General features: G+C 68.8%; 10 protein-coding genes and 1 pseudogene. 7 read left to right on the forward strand and 4 right to left on the reverse strand.

Annotated elements, in window-relative coordinates; all coding sequences use genetic code 11:
- Positions 1-71: 71 nt before the first annotated feature.
- A complete protein-coding gene (locus tag EJ357_RS00600) occupies positions 72-4346 on the reverse strand; it encodes a LamG domain-containing protein (protein WP_126387571.1) in 4275 nt (1424 codons plus the stop codon).
- A gap of 95 nt (positions 4347-4441) precedes the next feature.
- On the opposite strand from EJ357_RS00600, the gene EJ357_RS00605 reads away from it, so the two are divergent.
- Positions 4442-4666 (forward strand): hypothetical protein, encoded by a 225-nt coding sequence (locus EJ357_RS00605; protein WP_126387573.1) that lies wholly within the window; start codon positions 4442-4444, stop codon positions 4664-4666.
- Between the two features lie 265 nt (positions 4667-4931).
- Here EJ357_RS00605 and EJ357_RS00610 read toward each other — a convergent pair.
- Positions 4932-6160 (reverse strand): annotated as a pseudogene (locus EJ357_RS00610) (IS3 family transposase).
- Here EJ357_RS00610 and EJ357_RS48890 point away from each other — a divergent pair.
- Both EJ357_RS48890 and EJ357_RS00620 read left to right on the forward strand, forming a co-directional pair.
- On the forward strand, positions 6159-6530 hold the full coding sequence (locus tag EJ357_RS48890; protein WP_228472883.1) for a hypothetical protein: 372 nt from the start codon (positions 6159-6161) through the stop codon (positions 6528-6530). The pseudogene EJ357_RS00610 and the gene EJ357_RS48890 sit on opposite strands and share 2 nt — an antisense overlap.
- Before the next feature lie 32 nt (positions 6531-6562).
- Positions 6563-7423 carry an IS5 family transposase gene (locus EJ357_RS00620; protein ID WP_126387575.1) on the forward strand — a complete coding sequence of 287 codons (861 nt, stop codon included), beginning with the start codon at positions 6563-6565 and terminating at the stop codon, positions 7421-7423.
- Between the two features lie 52 nt (positions 7424-7475).
- Here EJ357_RS00620 and EJ357_RS00625 read toward each other — a convergent pair whose 3' ends face one another.
- Entirely contained in the window at positions 7476-8216 is a 741-nt protein-coding gene (locus EJ357_RS00625) for a Type 1 glutamine amidotransferase-like domain-containing protein (protein ID WP_126387577.1), read from the reverse strand.
- 297 nt (positions 8217-8513) lie between these two features.
- Between EJ357_RS00625 and EJ357_RS00630 the strand changes: the two genes are divergently transcribed.
- The 3 genes from EJ357_RS00630 to EJ357_RS00640 all read left to right on the forward strand — a co-directional run bounded on the left by EJ357_RS00630 (position 8514) and on the right by EJ357_RS00640 (position 14132).
- Positions 8514-9356, forward strand: coding sequence for an IS5 family transposase (locus EJ357_RS00630; RefSeq protein ID WP_126387580.1), 843 nt, complete (start codon positions 8514-8516; stop codon positions 9354-9356).
- 224 nt (positions 9357-9580) lie between these two features.
- The gene (locus EJ357_RS00635) at positions 9581-9892 is read left to right on the forward strand and encodes a trypco2 family protein (RefSeq protein WP_126387582.1); all 312 of its coding nucleotides are present in this window, start codon (positions 9581-9583) and stop codon (positions 9890-9892) included.
- Positions 9876-14132: a trypsin-like peptidase domain-containing protein gene (locus tag EJ357_RS00640; RefSeq protein WP_126387584.1), complete on the forward strand. Its 4257-nt coding sequence runs from the start codon at positions 9876-9878 to the stop codon at positions 14130-14132. The genes EJ357_RS00635 and EJ357_RS00640 overlap by 17 nt, the downstream gene beginning before the upstream one ends.
- A gap of 298 nt (positions 14133-14430) precedes the next feature.
- On the opposite strand, the gene EJ357_RS00645 is transcribed toward EJ357_RS00640, so the two are convergent.
- Positions 14431-14583, reverse strand: a complete 153-nt coding sequence (locus EJ357_RS00645; protein WP_126387586.1) for a cold shock domain-containing protein — start codon at positions 14581-14583, stop codon at positions 14431-14433.
- Positions 14584-15483: 900 nt separating this feature from the next.
- Between EJ357_RS00645 and EJ357_RS00650 the strand changes: the two genes are divergently transcribed.
- Positions 15484-16629: a hypothetical protein gene (locus EJ357_RS00650; protein WP_126387588.1), complete on the forward strand. Its 1146-nt coding sequence runs from the start codon at positions 15484-15486 to the stop codon at positions 16627-16629.
- Positions 16630-16794 lie beyond the last annotated feature (165 nt).

Below are 16794 nucleotides of genomic sequence, written 5' to 3' on the forward strand. Positions count from 1 at the left end.
TCAAAGGTTGATCAAGGGGGGAAATCAAGAGGTGCCCGGGGCATGGCGCCCCGGGCACGCTTCTCACTGCGTCAGTCGCCGGGCACCTTGGTCGCTAGGTCGAACCAGGTGTTGGACAGCTTCTCGATCTGGGCGTCGGTGAGCGCGCCCTGGAAGGTCCACACGTCGTCCACCAGGCCCGGGAAGTACGACCCCGCGGCCGTGCCGGTGCCGGACCGGCCAATCTGGAGCGACGTGGCCTTAAACGCGAGCACGTTCTCGGCCCACGGGACCAGGTCCACGCACCCGGTGACGTCGGCCTCGCCGTTGCCGTCCGCGTCCGCGCAGCCGAGCTCGGCGATGTCGCCGTTCACGTACAGGCGGACCTGCTTGGAGAAGCCGTCGTAGGCCAGTGCCAGGTGGTTCCACAGGCGTACGTCGTTGAACAGACCGTTGTCGACCTCCACCACGGTGGGTGTCGCGGCCGGGTCGTCTGTGTCGGTCACCGCCAGCTGCCAGCGTCCGGGCCTGCGGTCGGGGTCGACGGGGTCGGGGATGAACCGCACGGTGAACGCGTTCCGGTTGGCGCCCTCCGCGCCGATCAGGGACACCGGCCCGCTCGGCATCGAGGAGGCCACCGCCCACGCGGTCAACGTGAAGCTGCCCGCGGTGTCGACCGGGACCTTCGAGGTGGACGCGTAGGCGGTGGTGCCGTTCAGCTCCATCGAGGCGGCGTCCATGAAGGCCGAGTACGACTGCGCCGCACCGCCGTTCAGCGTGAGCGAGCTGCCGGAGCCCGCCGCGTCCGGGACGGTGACCGGGGCGGTCCCGGCGGTCGTCTCGAACGTCCAGCGGCTCTTGACCAGCGGACGCTGCTTGAACAGCTGGGTGACCTCCTCGCCCGAGACCGCGCGGTCGAAGATGCGCACATCGTCGATCTGCCCGGGGAAGAACGAGGTGAGGCTGCCGTCGTGGCGGCTCGCACCGAGCTGCACAGGGCCGCCCGCGTACCAGGTCGACGACAGCGCCGTGGAACCGGCGAGCGTGCCGTTCACGTACAGCAGCAGCTTGTTGGCCACTGTGTCGTGCACGCCGACCAGGTGGGCCCACGAACCACCGAAAGCGGTCTTGCCCTCGGCCTGCATGGCGCGGATCGGGGTGCCGGTGGCAGAGTCCGCCGAGTAGTTGTTGAACACCCAGCGGTCGTAGGAGCTGGAGTAGTACAGCTCGAAGCCCGGCTTGTTCGTGCCGAGCTGCGTGGCGACGACGCCCGCGTGGTTCGGCTTGGCCGCCGGGAGCTTCGCCCACGCCGACACCGCGAAGCTGCGCTCGTTGTTCAGCAGCGGCCGGTTGGTGGTGGCGTAGTCGTTGGTGCCGTCCAGGGTCAGCGCGTTGCCCGCCACGCCCTCGCCGCCGGCGGTCGGCCCGCCGACGTAGGTGGCGTCGACCACCTCCTGCTTGCCGGTCAGCTCCGGCGCGCCGGCCTGCTCGTCCATGGCGAAGACCATGCGCGCCGGACGCCCGGTGCTCAGCGACGTCTTGCCGTTGAGCACTGTCACCTCGGCCTGCGACAGAGGCTTGTCGAAGATCTGCACCTCGTCGATGTCACCGGGGAAGAACGAACCGGGCTGCCCGCTGTAGGAGCCCGCGCCGAACTGCAGACCCCGGCGCGCGTCCCACGGTGTGGAGTACGCGGTCGTGCCGACCAGTACGCCGTCGACGTACAGCTTCATCTCGTCCGCGCCAGAGCTGTAGGTACCCACCAGGTGGGTCCACTTGCCGACGGTGACGCCGCCCGCGGCCGGAGCCATCGCCCGCACGGGCGTCGCGGAGGCGGTGTCGGCCGTGTACTGGTTGAACGCCCACCTGTCGTAGGCGCTCGAGTAGTACAGCTCGAAGCCGGGGGCGTGATTGCCGGGCTGGGCCGCGATGACCGCCGCCGTGCCTGGCGCCTTGGACAGCTTCGCCCAGGCCGACACCGCGAACCCGCCGTCCGTACTCACGGTGGGGATGTCCGTCGCGGCGTAGTCGTCCACGCCGTCGAACGTCACGGCCTTGTCCTTGGTCCCGACCGCGCCGAGGGTCGGCCCGCCGTACAGCGTCGCGGGGCGGTCCTTCGCCGTGGCCGTCGCGGCGGTCGCGCCCGCAGTCTCGTCGAGCTGCCACATCGAGCGCTCCGGCTGACCGGACTTCACGCGGAAGTGGTACGTGTACGTCTCACTCTGGTGGCCCGCCGCGTCGATGGCCTTCGCGGTCACGAACTTCACGCCCGGCTCCGACGGCAGCACCTTCAGGATCTCTGCCGCACCGCCGCTGGTCGGCAGGGTGTTCGCTGAGGAGGGGTCCTTGTTGATGCCGTACCAGTACTTGGTCACATCGGTGTTGGCGGCCTTGATGGTGAACGAGCCGTACTTGCCCACGCCGTCGTACCAGGGGGCCTGCGGGTCGTCCAGATCGGCCAGGGGGTACTCGCCCGAGGTGATCGAGGGGGCCTTCGGCCACTGCGTGTCGTAGACGAAGTAGCAGCCGGTCGGGTCACCCGCGTTCGACCAGGGCGAGTACTGGGCCCCGTCGTGGGAGCGGACGTACCAGTTGACCGTCTTGTTCGGCGGGATCGATGTCGGCAGGCTGATCGTGAAGGACGAACCCGAGGCCTTCGACCCGGTCCGGCCGGGGGTCCACGAGCCGCCGTCCCACTTCGCCTGGAACTGCACCGAGACGGGGTCACCGTCGGGGTCGGTGATGCCGGTCGCGTAGATCTTGCCCAGCGTGCGCACGCGCGCCGCGCTGGAGGGTGCCTTGCAGGTGCCGCCGTACTCCATCGTCAGCTGCGACATCTTGATCTGCCCCGGCGGGCGGTTGTACTTCACCCGAAGGAACGCCTTGTCGGAGAACCGCTTCCAGGCGTACTCGTCCGTCTCGCTGGCCGCCCGCAGACCGAACGTCATCGACGGGTCCTTGGCGTTGGCGGCGGCCTGCAGCGCCGACTTCACGTTGAACTCCGCGTCGGCGGCGGAACAGCCCGAGTAGCCGTACGCGAAGGAGTCCGACGCGAGCTGCTTGTTCCAGAACCCGGTCGCGTTCTGGGAGTTCCACGTCGTCTGGTCCGAGATGGGGTCGGTGTCCCACAGCTCGACCGTGCGGTCCGAGCAGGAGGCCGACCAGGTGTTGCGGACCACGAAGTTGGCTTCCAGGATCGTCCTGCCCGCGAACGCCGAGGTGGAGATGCGGTAGAAGAGCCGCTTGGTGTCGTGCGGCTGGCAGTAGTACCAGCCGCAGTAGCCGAGGCCCGCGTCCGAGTCGCCGTTGAACCTCCACTGCGGCGACGACGCCCAGTACTTCGACGCCATCGTCCATGCGGACGCGCGCGGCGAGTACCACTGCGGGTCGATGAACACCGGGTACTTGGTGCCCGCACCATTGAGGACGCTCTGGTCCGGGGTCAGCACCAGCTCGTTCTCACCGGCCGGGAGGTCCACTCCGACCGGGGCGAGCTTGCCGGACTCACCGGCGCCGGGCTCACCGGCCGAGGTGGCGGTGGTGGCGGTGGTGGCGGTGAGGGTCTTGCCAGAAACACTCGGGGCCTGCGCGGACTCGCCGGGGCTGGAGTCCCACATGACCGGCTTCGGCGCCTCGAAGACGGTGCCGTTCGTGGCGCCGTCGACCGCGCGCAAGCCGCCCTGGGCGTTCTCCTTGACCTCCAGACCGTCAGACCCGAGCTTCAGCCGCAGTTCGGCGAGATCCGGATTCTTGGCGGCCTCGGCCGACTTGACCACGAGCAACTGCGCGAAGCCGTCCTCCTGCGCGGTCATCCGTAGGTCGACGTCCGGCAGCACGTCAGGGTATGTCGCCATAGCCCCCGACAGCTGCGGCTCGGGCAGCGCAGTGGGCCACGACAGGCTCATCGTCCGCCCCGCACGCTCCATCCGCACCAGCGGATCCTGGGCCCCGCCCCCGGAGAACTCCAGGTTCACGGTGGCCGCCTTGGGCGCGACCGTCCCGCCCTCGGTGGCGGCCAGCTCCGTGTTGACGTGCTTCCAGCCGTCCTCGGCGCGCGTCCACGTCGGCCGCAGATACTCCCGTGCCTCGAAGTTCCCGTCCGGGGTGGCGAACACCTCGGTGGTCTCTCCCCGCTGGGACAGGACCTCCACCGCCTCGCCGGACTTCCTGGCATTGGCCAGCGCCTGGGCCTCGGTCGCCGCGGCGGCCGGGCCGTCGGTGGTCCCCGTGCCCGCCGTGACGGGTGTCTGCGTCCCGGCCATGGCGTAGCCGACCGTTCCTGGAACCAGGCCGGCGGCCAGTGTCACACCGAGCAGTGCGCCAACTGCCCTACTACGGCCCGGTTGTCGGGCCCATATACCTGTCATCACTCACTCACAACGTATTCACATTTGTGATGTGTACATAACGACGTAGGTGATCGCGAAGTCAATTCCAAGAGACCGCATCGTGAGATCAAGGTTTGGCAAAGCCGGCGGTGTTCAGGGCCCGCCGCAACTTCCGCGACTACGAAAAGCTGCCCCAGCACGCCGAAGCCCATCTGGCCTGGAGCGTCATGGCCCTGATGACCCGCCGCCTGACCAAGCCCGTGGCCGCCTGGCGCGAGCCCAAGCCGCCGCCGGTCGCGCCGACTGCGCCGATGCGGATCCGCCTGCACCCCTGGACCGTCCGCCTCGCTCCCGTGTGACCCGGCAAAGCGGGCCGTGGCCGGCTGGGCAGGCTCCGGGCATGTCGGCGCGTGCGGCCCGGAACCTGCCGACCGGCCTCCCACCGGAGAGGGGAGGTCAGCCCCGTGCCGCGCGGGAGCAGGGTGCGGGGCCGTCGGCGCAAGTGCACACCGCATGTCGCACGCGGTCAACGACCGTGCACCAGTAAGGGCCCGCGCCCCCTAGCATTCGATCATGCAATCCAGCCAGAATGGGTGATGAAGCGCTCCGGGATCGGTGGAGGCTCTATGCGTTGACTCCAGCAGCCGGTTGGGCGTAGTAGTTGGTTTCGTGTTCGTGGGGCGGGATGTCCCCGGTCGCTGTGTGGAGGCGCTGGTTGTTGAACCAGTCGACCCATTCCGCGGTAGCGAGTTCGACGTCGGCGAGGCCGTGCCAGGGCTTGCGGGGTTTGATCAACTCCGTCTTGTAGAGACCAATCTGGGATTCCATGAGCGCGTTGTCCAGGGCGTCGCCGACGGTGCCGATCGAGGCGTCGATGCCGGCCTCGAGGAGGTGCGCGGTGAATGCGAAAGACGTGTACTGACTGCCCGCGTCCGAATGATGAACCAGCCCTGGCCCAGCGGGAGTTCCGGCACGGTCGCGGCGCCACAGGGCCATGTCGAGGGCGTCGAGGACGAGCTTGGCCCGCTTGCTGGTGGCGGCCGACCAGCCCACGATCGCCCGGGAGAACACGTCCACGACGAATGCGACGTAGACGATGCCGGACCAGGTGACGACATAGGTGAAGTCAGCCACCCATCGCTGGTTCGGACGTGACGCGGTGAAGTCGCTGCAGCAGGTCAGTCGCCCGTTCATGCCCGCTGTCGCGGACCGTAGTGCGGATCTTCCTGGCGCGGCGGGCGCCCTCCAGGCCCAGATCGCGCATCAGGCGGGCGACCGTGCAGCGGGCTGCTTCGATGCCCTCACGGTGCAGCTGCCGCCAGACTTTGCGGACCCCGTAGACGCCATAGTTGTCGGCGTGGACGCGGCTGATCTGGGCTTTCAGCTCCGCGTCCCGCATCGCTCGGGCGCTGGGTGCACGTTTCTTGGCGGCGTAGTAGGTGCTCGTTGCGATCTTCAGTCCGTGACCGGAGAGCACACGGCAGATCGGCTCGACGCCGAACACCTTCTTGAACTCGTCGATGAACGCTACGAGCGTTTCGACGGCCGGTCGAGCTCGGCCGCGAAGAAAGCCGACGCCGCTTTCAAGATCTCGTTGGCCCGCCGCAGTTCAGCGTTCTCGGCCCGCAGACGCTTGATCTCCGCGGCTTCCTCGGAGGTGGTGCCGGTCCGCTCGCCTGTGTCCACCTGCGCTTTGCGGACCCAGGTCCGCACCGTCTCCGCCGCTCCGATCCCAGCTTCGCGGCGACCGCCTTCATCGCGGCCCACTCGGTCGGGTAGTTCGGACGGATCTCCGTAACCATGCGCACCGCACGCTCACGAAGCTCAGCAGGGTAGGGGGACGGACGTGCCATGACTCGATCCTCTCAGGGAATCGAGCCTCCATCAGACCCGGAGCGCTTCACCTACCAGCTCATGGCCGCCACCCGCCTGACCCGCTCGCAGATCGGCCGCGGCATCCGGCACGTCCGCGACGTCGTCGCCGCGGAGAACCTGACGCCGATCACCTGGACCCGCCGCGACGGGTTCATGTTCTCCGACGACCCCGCGGACTGGATCCAGTACGTCAAGCGGCAGTTCCGGCAGACCCTTGGCCGCCTCACCCGGGTGATCACGGGCACGCTCGATCCGCACCTGGCCCGCTACCCCGACGACGAATGGGCCCAGCTCGCCACCGCACAGCTCACTGGGGTGCGTGCCACCCTCGCCCAGCTCTCCAAATAGCCCCCGCTGCCGATCACCCTGCCGAGCCCGCCATGCCCGTTTCCTCCCGTCGCCGCCGCTACCCGTCCGACACGTCGGTCGCCGAATGGGCCCTTCTCGAGCCCCTGCTGCCCGTCCCGGCCTACCGGACCAAGACCGGCGGGCATCCGGAGAAGTGGCCGCGGCGGGAGATCGTGGACGGCATCCGCTACATCGTCGACAACGGCGCCAAGTGGCGGGCCCTGCCTGCGGATTTCCCGCCCTGGGAGACGGTCTACGGGTTCTTCTGGCGGTGGAACCGGGCCGGGGTCGTCACCTACATCCGTGACCAACTCCGCCGCAGGATCCGTACCGGCAAGGGCCGCTGCCCGCATCCGGTGACGCTGATCGTCGACTCCCAGTCGGTCAAGGGCGCCTCCACCGTGGGCCACAACAGCCGGGGCTACGACGCCGCGAAGAAAATCAACGGCCGCAAGCGACATATCACCGTGGACACGCTCGGCCTGCCCGTGATGATCACGGTGACGCCCGCCGACATACAGGACCGCGACGCCGCCCGCGACGTGTTCTGGCGGCTGCGTCTCACCCAGCCGCAGATCACCCAGGTCTGGGCCGACCGCGGCTACGCCGGCGACCTCGTGGACTGGGCGCGCGAACGCCTCTGGCTGAGCCTGCGCATCGTCTCCCGGCCCAAGGGCACGAAGGGTTTCGTCGTGCTTCCCCGCCGTTGGAAAGTCGAGCGCACGATCGGCTGGTGCATGAACGCCCGCCGCAACGCACGCGACTACGAACGACTGCCCCAGCACTCCGAAGCCCATCTGAACTGGGCACTCATCACCATGATGACTCGACGCCTCACCCGCAAAAGCCCCCGCACAAGTCAGTGGACCAAGAAGCCGTCGGCGACCCGCTGAGCTGGGACGATTCCAACGCGATTCGTCTCGCCCCGCGAAGTGAAAGACCTGGTTATCGCCAAGATACGGTCAGTCTGCGAGGTTCGATGCGCTCCTCCACCGCCTTGGTTCCGTCGCTTTTGACGATGTAGGCGCCCTTACCGGGAGTTTCCGTCACCGCTTCCACCAATTCCGTTCCGCGGTACACCAAGCCGACTCCATCGTCTGTGCAGTGAGCAGTAGACATGGTGCCGTCCGCCACAAGCTGGTGAATCAACGGACGCCGACCCTCATCCGAGTCGTAGTGCACGCCGTTGCCATACGGCAGGAAACCGAGTGCGTCCGTGACCGGGCGCAGTTCCGGCCCGAACGAGTCGGTCGCACCTCCCTGGAACCAGCAGAGGGAGCCTGCGCTGACTCCGCTGAGCACGACACCGGCCTGCCAGGCACGGTGCATGATGCGGTCCAGGCCATGCGCTCTCCACACCGCCAGCAGGTTGACCACCGAGCCCCCCATGACCCAGACCACATCGTGGTCGAGGATCGAGCCCTCGACATCTTCGAGGTTGGGCATGGGGAACAGGTGCAGAGGCGTCAGGTCGAATCCCGCTATCCGCGCAGCCTCGGTCATGCGGGTCGTGAAGTGCTCGGCATCCCCGATGGCGGTGCCGACGTACATGATGCGCGGGCGCCGACCATGCGCACCGGAGAGGTCAACCGCATGATGCACCAGAGCATCAAACATCACCCTGGTCCGTCCTCCGACTCGATGTCCGCCGGAGGTCGCGAGGATGGTCGGTTCCAATGCCGTCATGGCCATGATCGTATCGGTGGCATGCTGACGGACCTGGGTCGCCTCAGGTTGAAAAACACCTACTCAGAGGTCGTTTTCCTCTGTAGTGCGGTGTTATCTCTTGTTTTGCTCCTGCTGATGATCTGGTGCTGGCGAGTCTGCAGTGCGGGCAGCGGTTGGCGAGGCGGATGGTGTGGCGTCTGGGAAGAGAGCCGACTTACGCCTGTCTCATTCCAGGACGCCCGGATCTGTCCCGTGCTCCCGCCAGGCGGAACGCACGCCTGGGCGCACGCCCCCAACCGGCGGTATGCCCAGGTCATGACCGACCGTCGTGCGTATCCGAGTGATCTGTCCGATGCCCGCTGGGAGTTGATCGAGCCGGTGCTGTCCGCCTGGCGCTTCGAACGCCGCGGCCGGGCCCTGGACTTCGGCCGGCCGCCCCGGCACGACCTGCGCGAGATCATGAACGCGATCCTGTACGTGGACCGCACCGGCTGCCAGTGGGCCTACCTCCCGCACGACTTCCCGCCCCACCAGACGGTCTACGGCTACTTCGCCAAATGGCAGACCGACGGCGTCTTCGCCCAGCTCAACGGCTTGTTACGGGAGTTGGTGCGCCAGCAGGAAGGCAAACACCGCCACCCTTCGGCCTGCGTGATCGACGCCCAGAGCGTCAAGACCTCCACCTCCGTCCCCGCCAGAACACAAGGCATCGACGCGGGCAAGAAGATCGTCGGCCGCAAGCGCAGCATCATCACTGACACCCTCGGCCTGCTGCTGGCGGTGCTGGTCACGGCGGCCGGCGTCCAGGATTCCACCGCCGGCCGCACGCTGCTCGAGCAGGCCGCCACCGACCACCCCACCCTGCGCAAGGTCTGGGTCGACGGCGGCTACCGCAAGCACTTCGTCGAGCACGCCGCCACCCTCGGCATCGACCTCGAAATCGTCCAACGCACCCCCGGGACCAGAGGATTCGCCCCGATCCCGAAGCGGTGGACAGTCGAGCGAACCTACGGCTGGCTCATGCTGCACCGGCGCCTGGCCCGCGACTACGAAACCCACCCGCACCGCTCCGAAGCCATGATCCACCTGGCCATGACCGACCTGATGGCCCGCCGCCTCACCGGCGAGACCACCATCTCCTGGCGCGACCCGACATAGCAGAATCAAAGCGACATCTCGGGATGAAACAACGGGAGAAAACGACCTCTCAGGCAGCGCCAAGCTCGCACCAAGGCCGCGGTCTCGGGCTGAACCGGCACCCTGGGAGCCGTTGTCGACTACTGGCCCCGGCCGTTGCCACCGGTCGCGTTGCGCGACACCATAGGCCGGCGCATACCTGGCTGGCCGGTAGCATCAGGGAATCCGGTGCGTGAGGGGGCGCTGTGATCGAACTGTCGGACATGGTCCGCGAGTTGAGGGCGCAGTTGACGGCAGCCGTGGCGGATGCGGACGGCGAGCTTGTGCGGTTCGAGCTGGGGCCGGTGGAGGTCGAGGCGACCGTCGCCGTCACACGCGAGGCGGGCGCGGACGCCAAGGTGCGGTTGTGGGTCGTCGACGCGGGCGCGAACGGCAAGTACACGCAGGCGCAGACCCAGCGGATCAGGGTCACCCTGACGCCGAAGGCCGTGTCGGCGGACGGCAGCCCAGTCCGGCCCGTTCTGATCGTGGGCGACGAGCTTGACGACGAGCGCTGACCGAGGCCTTGCGCCGGAGCGGATCGCCGAGATCATCGTGACCCTGCCGGACGGCAAGGGCCGGCGCGGCACCGGGTACCGCGTCTCGGCAGAACGGATCCTCACCGCCGCGCACGTGGTCGACGGCGGCACGCGGATCCGTGTGCGTTTCCAGGCCGACCGCCCCGGAGAGTGGACCACCGAGACGACGGTGACCTGGCGGCACGAAGGCATCGACATCGCGGTCCTCACCATGGAATCTCTGGCCGCCGTAGCGCCCGGAGCCGCCGATACCGTGGAAGGGGCCACCCCCGCCGAAGCCGTTCCGCTCGTCTCCTACGGCCGGATCGGTGAGCTGGACGCGGTACTGACCTGCACCACCCTCGGCTTTCCCCGCTTCAAGCTCCGTACGGACGACGCCGGTTCACGCTTCCGGGACGCCGAGCACGTGCAGGCCACCTGCGCGGTCCTGTCCAATCGGCGCGAGGGCACCCTCGACCTCGCGGTCGGCTCCCCTCCCCCCGACGATCCCGACCCCCAGCGCAGCCCATGGGAGGGCATGTCCGGGGCACCCGTCTTCACCGGCAGCCGACTCGTCGGCGTCGTCGCCCACCATCACCGCAGCGACGGCCCCGGGCGCCTCGCCGCGAGCCGCGTGGACCGCTGGGCCGACGGCCTGAACACGGAAGAGCGGACCACGCTGGAACGTCTACTCGGCCGCGAACTTCGCTACTGCGCGCTGCCCTCCGCCGCGCCGCGAGAAAACGCCGACCTGGTCCAGGAGATCTACCGCGCCCAGCTCACCGACATCGCCCCCGAACAACTCCGCGACAGACTGACTGAGTTGGACGACCTGGTCGCATTCTGTGCCGGCGCCGAGACCTACCGCTGGCTCCAAGCCCCACCGTGGGCGGGCAAAACGGCCCTGGCAGCCTGGTTTGCCCTGCACCCGCCTCGCGGTGTCGTTCCGGTCTGGTTCTTCATCACCAACCGCTCCGCGAGCCAGTCGGACGGCACGGCATACACGGAAGCGGTCATCGACCAACTCGCCACGATCGCCGGCCGGGAGCCGGTCCGCGCTGCCTCCGCCCCGGCACGCGACGGCGAACGTCGGCTGCTTCTGCGCGAGGCGGCCGAACGGGTCGCCGAACGCGGCGGCACGCTGCTCCTGGTCGTGGACGGCCTGGACGAAGACCAATCGCTGAAACCCGGCGGCAGCGGCACAAGCATCGTCTCACTGTTGCCGGAGCGGCCCCCTCCCAACGTCCGCGTCCTGGTGACCAGCCGGACCGGCCCCGGCATCCCCGCCGACGTCGGCGGCGCGCATCCGCTGCGAAATTGCCGCGTGGAGAAACTGGCCGCCGCTGCCGCGGCCCAACACACCGAGTACGAGGCAAAGTACGAGCTTCAGCAGGCCCTGTCCGGCGACCGTCTGCAACGCGATCTGGTCGGCCTGCTCACCGCCGCACGCGGCACCCTGACCCTCGACGACCTGCGCGAACTCACCGAAGAACCGGGCTACGAGCTGCGCCGACGGCTGAGCAGCGCGTTCGGGCGCATCCTGCGGCTGCGCGGCGGCACGAACCCCGGTGGCGGTGGCGGCATCGACGGCTACGGCTACGGCTACGGCCACAGCAGCGGAGTGACGCTGTACGCGTCCAGCCGCGGCTACCTCTTCGCGCACGAGACCCTACTGGCCGCCGCACAGGACGAACTCGGTTCCGACCTGGCCGCCTACCTGGAGCGCCTGCATACCTGGGCCGAGGGCTACGAACGGCGCGGCTGGCCGGAGGGCACCCCGCCGTACCTGCTCCAGCAGTACAGCCGCCTACTCGCGCACTTGGGGGACGATCGCCGTACGACCGCGCTCGCCACGGACGCCCGACGCCGGGAACGGCTGCGTGAGGTCACCGGAAGCGATGCCGCGTGCCTCGCGGAGACCGTGGGGGCCCGGGAGAACGTCCGCCGGGCCAGCCCGGACAATCTGGCGGCGCTGGCGGCACTCGCGGTCACCGAGGATCTCGTGGCCCGCCACAACGAGTCGCTGCATCCGGCGATTTCCGAGGTGTATGCGCGTCTCGGGCATACCCGGAAGGCCATCGGCCTCGCCCGCAGCCTCTTCTCGCCGACGGACCGCGCATGGGCACTGGGCCGCGTGGCCCGTGTTCTCGCTGAGACGGGCGACAGACGGGCGGTGGGCCTAGTGGAGGAGGGCGTGGCGCTGACGGAGAGAGCGCTGGCTGAGACCCGCCGCGTCCACGATCCCTCCCTCATCCAGGCGGCGCTCGGACAGGTCGCCCCGGTGCTGGCGCTGCTGGGCAGGCGGACCGAGAGCCTACGCGGGCTCCGCGAACTACCGTCCCCAACCAATGACCCGGCGACGCGGTACATCGTCAGGGCCCACATCGAGACCGCTCTCGCGCTGGGCGACCGGTCAACGGCCGTCGAACTACTCAGCCAGGCGGAGGAGTGGGCCGGGAGGGTGTCGGACGCGGACGTCCGGGTCCGCGCGGTGGGCACCGTCGCCGACGCATGGGAACGGATCGACCAGCCGGACCGGGCGGCGCGGCTCTACGACTTGGTCGCGGAACTCGTCCGCAGTGAACCCCACGATCCGGTCGGGGTGTCTGGGGCCGCTGCCGAGGTTCTGGGGCGGGTACGGCCGAAGGAGGCGGCACAGCTCGGCCGACTCGCCCTGGATCTGGCCGGCAGACTGCTGCGTACCCCCGAGAACCTGCCCGAGGGCAAAGAAGCGTGCGATGCCGTGCGCGCGCTCGTCGCGACGGGACGTACGGATGATGCCATGCTGCTCGCCGAGGCCGTTGGGCCATGGCTGGCCGAGCGCAGACCTTGGCAGTGGCCGGACGCGTGCTTCGCCATTGCCGAAGGACTGGCCCGTGAGGGCAGAGCCGAGCAGGCGTGGGCCGCGCTAGCGGACGCCCAGGAAGTGGACTTCCGCGCGTCCTTCAACGGGCGTGTCCGCACCGGCACGCGCATCGTGGATCTGCTGATCGAGGCCGGAGCCACCGATCAGCTGGAGGCACTGCTGTACGCCCCCACTCAGAATCGGCCCCATGTCCGGCCGAGGACCGTCGCCGCCGCATTCGCCACGCTGGCCCGCCACTTCGCGGACCGCGACCAGACCCGGTGCCTGCGCCTGCTGGACCAGGCTCAGCAGGCGCGTGAATCCGAGGACGGATCCGCCTACAGCACCCGGGACGAGCGGCTCGCCGTCCTCGCCGGAGCGCTCGCCCGTGCAGGCCGCACCGAGGACGCCGAGCGGCTCGCGGCCACGATCGGTTCACCGGACATCCGTGCCTGGGGATACGCGGCCGTCTCCGTAGCCCTCGCCGGCAAGAACACCCGGCAGGCACTGCGCTGCGCAGAACGGGCGGCCGACGTGACACGGGTGTCGGACACCTTTCTGGTCCAGGTCAACACCTCGACCGCGATCGTTCAGGCATGGGCGCTGGTGGGAGCAGCGGAACGAGTCGCGGAAGCGATCGAACAGGTGCCCACGAACCAGTGGACCGACCGGACACGGCAGCATGCCCTCGCCGCCGAGGGACTGTGGGCTTGTGACCCGCACGCGGCGGTGCGACTCTTCGACCCGCTCCTCGCGGGCAGGGAGCGCTACGGCGCCCCTGATCTGGCTCTGTTCCTCGCCGTGGCCCTGCCCCATGACCAGGCACGCGGCGACAGCGTCATGGAGCACTTACTCGGTCTCGAACAGGCCTCCGTTCCCTACGACTTCAACGAGTCAGCCCTGCTCTGTCTGGTGACCGCCACTACCAACCGAGCCGCCGCCCGGCGCACTCTCGACCTGCTGACACGGTTCTGGCACCGCGACCCCTTCGACAGGCAAGCGGTCATGCTGGCTCTCGCGTGGGGCGCGCTTCATGGCCTCGAAGCGGCCCGCACCATGGTGCTGGACATCGCGACAGAGACGGAACGCCTTGAGGCACTCGCTCACCTCGCCGCCTACACGGCCGGACTGGAGCGCGACGACGCCCTGTTGAACCGGCCGGCGGACAGGTTCGACTACCTCCACGTCGCCCTGCGCCTGGCCATTCTTCTCCACCCGCCGCAGACCGGCCCCGACCTGCCGCGCGCCAGAGCCCTGCTCGCCGAAGCCCTCACCCAGGACGGCTGGCACCACGCCATCCCGGTCCTTGCAGCCCTCGCCCCCGAAGCGATCCTCCCGGCCCGGGACGTCGTTTTCGCAGACCTCGGCCTGCGCGACGGTGCTGCAGCCGAGTAGATCTCTCCGACGTGCGGGGTACGGCCTGTGCGCAACTGCCGCTGCTGCGGTCAGAGCAGCAGCAACTGGTCGATGAGCTGCTGTCGCTGAACGGCGGGGTGCCGGTGGTGGCAGCCGCTGATCAGTGATGCTGTGTGGCAGACGCTGTCCGGGCTGCCACCTGCACGGTCGCACACGTGTCGGGCCAAGCTCACTGCGGCAAACTCGCCGACCTCGGCTTGCAGTGGGAGGCGTGAGTACGCGTGAGAAGCTGCTCGGGGTCCGTGCCGGTGACGCAGACGGCACGGACCCCCTCAGCTCAGCCCCGGACGATGTTCTGCGCCTGCGGCCCCTTTTGCCCCTGGCCGATGTCGAAGGTCGCATGCTCGCCCTCGGTCAGTTCGCGGTACCCGCTGCCCTTGATTTCGGAGTAGTGCGCGAACACGTCCGGGCCGCCGCCGTCCTGCTCGATGAAACCAGACCACCCCGCTTATCCGACCGGCGACGCGCTGAACGCCCCCCAGACAGCTCGCTGGGCCTCGGACTCCCCCGGGTGACGGAAGGGACAGCACTACGAATCGGAGCACTGTGCTCGCGGTGTCGGCAGGGCATCGGCGACTGAGTGGCTGAAGGCCAAACCCCGTGTGTGTCATCCGACCTGCGGGCTAGATGACACACGCGTCACCGCCGGGACTGAACCTGCCCCAGGCTCACCGTGGCCACGCCGGGATGACATGGGCGTCTCGTGTCCGGAGCGGCAAGACCTGGAGAATGCGCTGGCCTTGGCTCTGCAGGAAGTTGCTCGTGACAAGGCTCCGGCTCTGAACTTGCCCTTCACCCCTCCGGCCAGAGAGATGCCGCAGGCGCTGCTCCCCGGCCCCGCCGGTCAAACGCTTCCTCAGCCCAGGCCCGTTCAGGAAATACGAGATCGGGCCGACCGAGCAGGTCTCGTCTGGTGCAGGTACCGATCGGGGAGGCTCGTTTCCTGTCTCTCTCTCGTGGTCTGGGCCGGTGTGGCAGGCGGCGGGCGTGCCCGGTGGCCCCGGGGCTGGCAGCGCGGTGGGCGAGGAGCTCTCGTCGGGCGATGAAAGGGCTTGGTGGCGGTGAGAGTTCGCGGTGAGCTGCGGCCATGATCGATCCCGCGGGTAGCTCGTCAGGTGCCACTACAGGGCCATATGACGCAGTCGTGAGGTCGGGCCAGGCCTCGGCGAGAACCACGCTGCAAGTGCAGTGAAGGTGTAGCCATATGACGCTCGAAAGCCTCAGGGGGTGTCGGAATAAGCGCCGGCTGGCCGCCGCAGGCTCTGTGGTCCGTCTCATAGGCTCAGCGAGACATCACTGTGCAGCGTAATGTCTGCGGAGGAGCACCTTCATGACCCGCTACTGTGTCGCGTCTGACCGGCACGAGTTGATCGCCACCTGGGGTACTGGCGAGGGTGACCTGGCCGCCGCTGTCGCTGCGGCGCCGGTGGGTGCCGACATCGGCAGCCTGCTGGCCCTGGCCCGGGTGCTCACCCAGCTCTCCAGCGCCGCGTGGCATACCTACACGCATCCCGCCAGTGCCGCCGACTCTCTGGAACCCAACAGTGAGGGCTGGCGTCGTGAGGAGGAGCGCAAGCAGTTCAGCGAGGTCGTCGACGCGATCAGCCGGCCCAACCTGCCCAGTGGCGGCACGTTGACGGTCTCCTACAGCAGCCTCCTCGAATCCGCTCATCGCGTGGGGCGTGCCCTGCACCGCATCGGCGACCCGCAGCTTGTGGAGGGCGTTGCCGCTGAAGTCGCCGTTGAGCTCGCGGCCGTGGAGAGTGCCGAACTCGGTGATCTCAGCGGCCGGTCCCAGCAGGCTGTCCTCCTCAGCCGTGAGGACGCCTCCCCCGTGCAGGTCGCCGCCGCCGATCAACTCCTGCAGCAGGATCCCTTTGGCCCCGACGATCTATTCCGCGGCATCGATCCGACGGCGGCATCGGTCGCGGCGGCCCACTGGCTCGCCGCGGCAGCCGAGGTCACCGGCGAGGCATCCGGACTCGACCCCACCCAGGTGGTTCTGGAAGCCGACAACATCGAGGAGCTGCCCCACGAGTCGCCCACCCTCGTCCTCGGCCTCATCAATGACGGCGTGTCGCCGTACGACGCTGTGACGAGCCTCGTCCGGCATGCCATGCAGGTCACCGACGGTGTCCTGCCCGACCCCACCGCTCTGCGGGAACAGCTGGAGGATCTGCACGAGACACTCGCCAGGTACAGCGGCGAGGAAGAACCCGACTTCACTGACGTCGCCCTGCGTCTGACTCCTCTCGACCCTCAGCGGCCCGCCTGTGACCTCCTCGAGGACCTCCTCACCGCAATCCACGGCTGCTGGCTTCTCCACAGTGAGTACGAGGGCCTCGACCACGCTGACACCGACGACGTGGAGGAATGGGACGACGCACGGGCCGAACTGGAACAGAACCGCAGCCGCGAACGCTTCGCCCAGCTCGTCCGGGACACCGCCACCCGCCATCGCGGGCGACTCATCTGACCTGGCCGCCTGCACTGCTCCGGCCCAGGCGGTGGCCTGCCTGCGGCCCGCACCGTGCACCGAGTCCAGCCGGGACGCAGCAACCGTGCAGGCGGGCCTGGACGGGGCTGCGGCTGGCGATGATCCGAGGCTTTGACGATGACGAGTGGGCCGTCCGCCACCCTC

It is taken from the genome of Streptomyces cyaneochromogenes (assembly GCF_003963535.1).
Taxonomy (GTDB): Bacteria; Actinomycetota; Actinomycetes; order Streptomycetales; family Streptomycetaceae; genus Streptomyces; species Streptomyces shaanxiensis.

Bases quoted from the DNA above. Each gene is read 5' to 3' on its own strand.
- EJ357_RS00600 (WP_126387571.1), bottom strand. From the start codon at position 4,346: ATGACAGGTATATGGGCCCGACAACCGGGCCGTAGTAGGGCAGTTGGC.
- EJ357_RS48890 (WP_228472883.1), top strand. From the start codon at position 6,159: ATGACTCGATCCTCTCAGGGAATCGAGCCTCCATCAGACCCGGAGCGC.
- EJ357_RS00620 (WP_126387575.1), top strand. From the start codon at position 6,563: ATGCCCGTTTCCTCCCGTCGCCGCCGCTACCCGTCCGACACGTCGGTC.
- EJ357_RS00625 (WP_126387577.1), bottom strand. From the start codon at position 8,216: ATGACGGCATTGGAACCGACCATCCTCGCGACCTCCGGCGGACATCGA.
- EJ357_RS00630 (WP_126387580.1), top strand. From the start codon at position 8,514: ATGACCGACCGTCGTGCGTATCCGAGTGATCTGTCCGATGCCCGCTGG.
- EJ357_RS00650 (WP_126387588.1), top strand. From the start codon at position 15,484: ATGACCCGCTACTGTGTCGCGTCTGACCGGCACGAGTTGATCGCCACC.